The organism is Methylobacterium sp. (assembly GCF_019745455.1).
Lineage (GTDB): Bacteria > Pseudomonadota > Alphaproteobacteria > Rhizobiales > Beijerinckiaceae > Methylobacterium.
The window spans coordinates 1-6,127 of record NZ_JAIETD010000047.1 but is presented as its reverse complement, the minus strand read 5'-3'; the positions used below and the strand labels follow the sequence as shown (position 1 = coordinate 6,127).

Sequence of the window (6,127 nt, the reverse complement as noted above, 5' to 3'; positions counted from 1 at the left end):
TTGCAGGCCGCCGGTCTGGCGAGCCTTGATCGTGTCGTAGTAATTGCGGGCATCGCCGTCGCCGGTGGCGTTCATGCCCTTCGGCGCGGTGCCGAGCAGAACCGTGACCGGGTAGTCGGCCACGCCGGCCACGATCTCGATGTGCATCCGGATCAGGTCGGGGAGACCGGTGAAGCTCATTTGCTTCCGAGAAAAGACCTCGTCTGCGCCAAGGAGCAGCGTGTTCACGGTCGACTTCATCTGGCTCGCCATGGTGAAGCGAGTGATGAGGCGACGCTGGCCCTCGGGGTCACTGAGCTGCGCCGTCAGATCCGGGACCTGGATGACGTCGGTCTTGGCCTCCTCGGTCAGGGCCGCCGCGCTGGCGGCGCTGACGGCGACGTTCATGATCGCGGTGCGGATGGCCTGATAGAGCGGGAGCCCCCAGCCCTGGTTGGTATCGCGGATCAGCCGAGGGCAATCGACGCCATCGAAGATCGCGAGCCGCGAATGGTGGATCTCCGGGATGGAATTCGCGGCCGTGTTGGCCAGGGTGTAGCTCTTGGCCCGGCCGAAGTTGGGAGAGAGGATGTCCCGCTCCAGCTCGCCCGCCGCCAGCTCGTGGCGCGAGAGAACGTGGAGATACTGGCACCCGCCCTTTCCGATCCCCTCGATGTCGAGGGGCTTGGTCGGATCGTCGTTGCCGTCGCCGATGAGGATGGCGGCACCTCCGTAGAGACGGCCCCAGGTCCGAGCCTGCTGGACCTTGGCGCGATACCTGAGCTGGCGCTCCGCCGCATAGATCGCCTCGGCCTCCCGGGCCTCCCAGGTCCGCCACTCACGGACCTCGTCGGCCGGCATCTTGTCGACGATCTTCCGCGCGAACCCGTCCTCGAGATAGAGCGCGTCGATCTCGTCTCGCATCATCGGCTGGATGACGAAGGTGTTGTGGCTGCGCTTGTCCTTCGCGGTGCCGAGGCCCGACACGACGTTGCGCAGCGAGTCGGCGATGTTTCCGATCCAGCTCATTCGAGGACGTCCATCATTGAAGGCCCGCGCACGAGCATGTCGGAGACCGCGTCCATGGTCGGGTCCACCTGGTCGTCATGAGAGTCGGCGGGGAAGGCCAGCATCTCGGTGATCCAGTCTTTGACCCAAGCGGTGGCGGGCGTGACGGCGGGGTGGCGAACCAAGCCAGCCGCGAACGCCGGCAGGGTGTCGTTCGCACGCACGACCTTGTCTTTCGCCCGTGGAATCGGAACGACGATGATGGGGTCGGGCGGCCTCCGCAGGGACTGGATGAGACCCGTCCCGGACGCCTTGTCTTCGATCTTCATCGATCGCAGCGCGCCGTGGGTGTTCCACGCCACCGCTTTGTGCTTCTTCCAGAAAGCCCGCGCGTTCTTCTCAAGCTCGGGCGCCTCCCACTTCCCTCGCATCTGGTCGAGGAGGTAAGCGCAGCCGTCCTTGCCCATGCCCCAGCACTGGAACACGCTGTAATCGTTCCGCTCGGCCGTCTTCTGCGCCGTGTCAACGTAGATGACCCGGTAAGCGAGGGCAGGCAGAAAGTCGTACGGGACGAGGCCCTCGGCCTTGAACAGGTTACCGCCTGAGACGGTCGGGACCTGCAGGTACTGGCCGGTGAACACGTAGGGATTGGCGCGCAGCACCTCGATCTTCGGTTCATCGAGCTTGAACGACCACAATGGGCCGTCGGGCAGGCCGTGCGGAATCGGGATGCCGTGGGTGTACTCCGGCGGATAGTCGATCGCGTTGTCGACCTCGACGGGCAGCAGGAGGTGGTGCCACTTCACGTCGGCCCCGCCCTTGAGCAGGAACTCGGAGAAGTCGTCGACGTGCAATCGCTGCATGATGACGATGACCGGCACCGACTCCAGCGCCAGGCGGCTCTTGAAGGTCGAATGCCAGCGGCTGTTCACGTGCTCGCGCAGGACGTCCGATGAGGCGTCGTCGGGCTTGAGCGGGTCGTCGATGATCAGCGCCCCGGTGAAGCCCGGCTCCATCAGCCCGGCACCGAATCCGGTGATCGTACCGCCCGCGGCTGCGGCGAGCATTCCGCCGCCGGCGGCCGTCATCCAGCGCCCCTTGTTGTCGGACGTGGCGCTGAAATCCAGCGGCCAGTGCTCCTGGTAGGCCGGGAGCTTCATCACCTCGCGGACAGCGTCCGAGTTCTGCAGCGCCAGGGGTGAGCTAAAGCTCGCGTGGACGAAGTTGGCGCGCGCATTGAGCGCGAAGCCGTGTGCGATGAAGTGCACCACCGCCATCTCGGTCTTCGTAAACCGGGGTGGGATGTTGATGATCAGCCGGGTGATCTCACCCTTCAGCACCCGATCGAGCGTGTTCGCGACGACGGCGTGGTGCTGCCCGATGACAAGCGGCGAGCCCTTGTGGGCATGGAAGAATCGCTGTGTGAACCGGAGATGGCTCTGCTCGAAATCGGCCTTGTCGAGCGCCTTAAGGTAGGCTGCCCTCGGTGCGGGTAAGGAGAGCCCGGAGGCCATCGCGCTCCTCCTGGGTCATGGTGGATAGATCAGGGATCGCGACCGTGTGCTCGACTGCGAGCGGGGTGCCCCCGATGCCGCCGACCTCCCGTTTGTTCGTGAAGGCGTTGCCCGCTTCCTTCGCGGCTTGCTCCAGGAGCGAGGCGACGAGAACAAGGTTGCCAGACCGCTCGGCCCGCTCGGTGAGGCGCTGGATTGTCCGCAGGCGAACGGCACGATGCGAGACACCGATCGCGGCCGTGTCCGTAAGGAAGGTCTCACGCGTCGTGAAGAAGATCTGGCGGTATTCCTCCGAGAGGGAGGATCCTGCACGCTTCGTCGGATCGTAGGCTTCGACGGCCTGGCGCGAGACCTCGAGCTGGAATTCCTCCTTGACGGCCTTGGCCACCTCGGAGGGCGTGTCGAAGCACGCAAGCTGTTGGACGACGAAGATCTTCACGTCGTCAGGGAGCGTGCTCACGTGGCGGATCCCGTCAAGCGTAGGTCAAGGAACGGCCGCAAGTCCCACAGGCGCCGGCTACTTCCGCCTCGCAGATTAGCGGGGCGCGGCTCGCGGCTTCGACGAGCTCGGCCGTCCTGCCCGCCGCGGCACCGACGCCGTAGCGTGCGACGATGCTGACGAACTCCTCGACATCGTGGCCGCGCATGGCGAAGGCGGGCGACCCATCCTTCCGGAACTTGGGAGCGCCGTAGCCATCGCGCTCCTGGCCAGCGTGGAGGAGCTCGTGCTCGACCAAGCTGCAGAACTGCGCGTCGGAGCACTGGTCGGCGTAGCCAGCGTCAAGCGTGATCAGGAAGTGGGGGAGGAAACCGAACCACTCCTGAAGCTGCTGGTGCTGCCGCACCTTCGCCCAGCGGCCGCCCTGGAACTGGGTGGTCTCGCATTGGCCGACGACGGCGTTGCCCTGCCGAGCATTGGGCTCGGCGCACCAAAGCACGCCGATCATGGCCTCACGCAGGTGCGCGTGTTCCTCGTTCAGAAGCGGTGCTTCCTCATCGATGAAGGTCGCGCGCATCCAGACCATGACGTCGTGCGCCGGCTCGACGGGCCTATCGGTGCATGCGCCCTCTGCCCCAAGCAGGCGCTCAGGGGGGCGCGGGCGAACGAGCATCAGCTCTTCCGCCGCTCGCAAGCGACCTTGTGATACTCGCCGGGCGCGAGGCTGAGGCGCGTCGCGAGCACCGGCCCCACTTGGGCGCAGTCGGTCACCATCGCGACGGGTTGGACGGCCATGTCGAGGGCGTTGTCGCGCGAGCAGTCCGACCCTGCGATCAACTCCGAGCAGACGAGAACGACGGCGAGGAAGGCGTTCATGCGTCGGGCATCCCGTCGATGGGCGCGCAGCGCGCTTTGATGATCCAGGTGCCGCGCGCAAGGCCGATGCGCTCGAGCGGCAGGTCGCGCCCGGCCTGTTCGATCACCGCGGCGTGGTTCTCGCAGGCGAACTTGCCGCTCCAGAGATCGTCCGACGGCAGAATCGGCCGGCAGGCGTCATCGCGGCAGGCCTCGATTTCGAGGCGGTAGCCCACGGTCTCAGCGCTCGCCGGTGTGACGAGGATGTGCGCCCACCACACGATGGCAGTCAGGGACGCGAACAGCAGCGCGACGCGCCACCACTCAATGATTGGCGGGAGCTGCGGCGAGACGGTATCGACGATCGTCGGGGGGAACGGATCCGGCCTCAACGACGTGGCCCCGCGTTGCGTTTGCCCGCACGGCCCTTAGCGAAGCCCTCCTCGTAGGAGGCTTGGCACACGGTTGTGGCCAGTGCGACGCGCAGGGGCTTGTTGCGCTCGGCGCGCCAGCGCCCGAGGGCGAACGAGACAGAACACATGGGTCAATGCACCAGGTTGGAGCGAAGACGCCGCGCGTCCTCAAGCTCGGGGCGGGGTAGGAGGACGACGATGATCGGCGGAGGCTTGGGCCCGGGTGGGGGCGGAGGCGCCGGGGGAGCGGCGAGCGCGACGAGAAGCGCGAGCATCACGAGACATCCCATCGGGACAGCGCACGGCGGGCTTCATCGAACCGGAGCTGCGCCGACGCGACGGCAATCGCCGTGCCCGGGCTGTGGTTTTCAGCGCGCTGGCGACGAGCTTCGTCGAGGGCGCGTTGCGCGTCGGCGACGCGCTGCTCGGCTCGGTTCACGCGCCGAAGATGCCGCCGCGGCCGGTAAGGCTCGGATTTCGGAGCCAGAAGCTCACGGCGGTCGCGCGGGAGCGGAGCTCGGGCGTGACGCATGAGCAGGCGAGAACAGCCGACATCATGTCGACGAGAGCGACGCGTTGAGCTGGGGTCATGAGGCTGCTGAGCAAGAGAGCGATGGCGCCCCGGCCGAACGGCACGATGGCGGTTGTCAGAAGAAGCCCGGCATCAGGATGAAAGATTATCTTCGATCGCCTGATGCACGTTTTGCCGGAAGCGAATATCTGTACGGAACCGTACTAGAACTACTTATTGCCGCAGGTGAATGCGGCCCTGGTATTCTTCGGCATCCTGCCTTTCAAATGGAGGTTCAGGTGCCACGCTATTATTTTGACATGACCGCTGGCGGTTTATGCGGGAGAGACGAGGAAGGATCGGACTTCCCGGATCTTGAGGCAGCCCGCCGTGAGGCAGTTGGTGCCCTTCCTGAGATCGCGCGGTTCAGCCTCGATAAGGGCAATGACAAATCGGTCGCCGTAAAAGTGAGGGACGAGAAGGGCGCCGTCCTGTTCCAGGCTGCATTGACACTGACCGAACAGTGGATGGGCGCGCCTTCCGCAGGATGACCTGACTAACCTAGAACCGGAAAGTCCCGAGGGCCGACGTCACGCGGCTATGCGTGCTGCAGCAGGCGTTCCGCCCAAGTCGCCGGTCGGCGAGCCGCTGGGTGGAGCAATGCTCACGTCCCAGAGGGCATGGCCGAGCGTGTCGAGGGCATAGGACCGTGCGGAGCCCGAGGACGAGAACTTCTCGGCTCGACTGATGTCTTTCGTCCAGACGAAGGGGCGCCACCCCTGACGCAGGTCACCTGCTGTGCTCGCCTGGGCCAGGTAACGACGCGCTTTGCCGGCGCCGAAACGGACGACGTAAGCGTTGCTCACAGACTGAACCCCTGAAGGAAGGCGCGGCGGACCTGGACGCACTCGGCTGCGTCCCGGCACTCGCCGGCGATGACGGTAGCGATCCGCTCATGCATCGCGCTCGGCGCCGAGCTGGCGTAGGCGTCGAAGGCATCGGCCGCGGCGCTGAAGCTCCCGCTGGAGCGCCCCACGAGTGTGGTCAGCTGCTCAACGGCCTGGTCGACGAGGTCGGCGGGTCGGGTCATGTGCGGGTCCTGAGGCGGAACTCGTCGGTGCGCACGGCGCCGTCGGGGAGGAAGGTGATCTGCAGTTCGCGCGGATCGGTGGTGCTGCGGTCGACGCTCGCGAGCGTGGCCAGGACCTCGACCCACTGCGCCGCGGTCGGGCGGCCGGCCTCGACCTGGAAAGCAAAGCCATCCAACCAGGTCAGGAAGGTTCGCGGGCTCAGAGGCCAAGCCGCTTGTGCGAGAAGCGGCGCCAGCCCTTGGTTGAACCGCGCCGGGTTTCCCGGAGGCCATTTGGTTTGGGTCAGGCTGCCAAGGCTTGCGCCTCGGTTTGTGCAT

The 6,127-nt window shown here is 66.1% G+C and carries 11 protein-coding genes; 1 reads left to right on the top strand and 10 read right to left on the bottom strand.

Annotated features, from left to right (window positions below):
• From K2Y56_RS11690 to K2Y56_RS11660, 7 genes are all read right to left on the bottom strand, one after another.
• Positions 1-1,008 (bottom strand): DUF1073 domain-containing protein (locus K2Y56_RS11690; protein WP_292507561.1); only part of this gene is annotated, 1,008 nt, incomplete at its 3' end.
• On the bottom strand, positions 1,005-2,501 hold the full coding sequence (gene terL, locus K2Y56_RS11685) for a phage terminase large subunit (RefSeq protein WP_292507560.1): 1,497 nt from the start codon (positions 2,499-2,501) through the stop codon (positions 1,005-1,007). The genes terL and K2Y56_RS11690, both read right to left, overlap by 4 nt.
• The gene (locus K2Y56_RS11680; protein WP_292507559.1) at positions 2,455-2,961 is read right to left on the bottom strand and encodes a DUF2280 domain-containing protein; all 507 of its coding nucleotides are present in this window, start codon (positions 2,959-2,961) and stop codon (positions 2,455-2,457) included. Before K2Y56_RS11680 ends, terL begins: the two co-directional genes overlap by 47 nt.
• Before the next feature lie 13 nt (positions 2,962-2,974).
• On the bottom strand, positions 2,975-3,613 hold the full coding sequence (locus K2Y56_RS11675; RefSeq protein WP_292507558.1) for a putative metallopeptidase: 639 nt from the start codon (positions 3,611-3,613) through the stop codon (positions 2,975-2,977).
• Positions 3,613-3,816, bottom strand: coding sequence for a hypothetical protein (locus tag K2Y56_RS11670; RefSeq protein WP_292507557.1), 204 nt, complete (start codon positions 3,814-3,816; stop codon positions 3,613-3,615). The genes K2Y56_RS11675 and K2Y56_RS11670 overlap by 1 nt, the downstream gene beginning before the upstream one ends.
• Positions 3,813-4,187 carry a hypothetical protein gene (locus K2Y56_RS11665; RefSeq protein ID WP_292507556.1) on the bottom strand — a complete coding sequence of 125 codons (375 nt, stop codon included), beginning with the start codon at positions 4,185-4,187 and terminating at the stop codon, positions 3,813-3,815. Before K2Y56_RS11665 ends, K2Y56_RS11670 begins: the two co-directional genes overlap by 4 nt.
• Positions 4,184-4,336 (bottom strand): hypothetical protein, encoded by a 153-nt coding sequence (locus K2Y56_RS11660; RefSeq protein WP_292507555.1) that lies wholly within the window; start codon positions 4,334-4,336, stop codon positions 4,184-4,186. Before K2Y56_RS11660 ends, K2Y56_RS11665 begins: the two co-directional genes overlap by 4 nt.
• Before the next feature lie 448 nt (positions 4,337-4,784).
• On the opposite strand from K2Y56_RS11660, the gene K2Y56_RS11655 reads away from it, so the two are divergent.
• On the top strand, positions 4,785-5,270 hold the full coding sequence (locus tag K2Y56_RS11655) for a hypothetical protein (protein ID WP_292507554.1): 486 nt from the start codon (positions 4,785-4,787) through the stop codon (positions 5,268-5,270).
• Between the two features lie 39 nt (positions 5,271-5,309).
• On the opposite strand, the gene K2Y56_RS11650 is transcribed toward K2Y56_RS11655, so the two are convergent.
• From K2Y56_RS11650 to K2Y56_RS11640, 3 genes are all read right to left on the bottom strand, one after another.
• Complete coding sequence (locus tag K2Y56_RS11650; protein WP_292507553.1) at positions 5,310-5,585, bottom strand: hypothetical protein; 276 nt, start codon at positions 5,583-5,585, stop codon at positions 5,310-5,312.
• Positions 5,582-5,809, bottom strand: a complete 228-nt coding sequence (locus K2Y56_RS11645) for a hypothetical protein (RefSeq protein ID WP_292507552.1) — start codon at positions 5,807-5,809, stop codon at positions 5,582-5,584. Before K2Y56_RS11645 ends, K2Y56_RS11650 begins: the two co-directional genes overlap by 4 nt.
• The coding region (locus K2Y56_RS11640) for a hypothetical protein (protein WP_292507551.1) at positions 5,806-6,127 on the bottom strand (322 nt) is incomplete at its 5' end. The genes K2Y56_RS11645 and K2Y56_RS11640, both read right to left, overlap by 4 nt.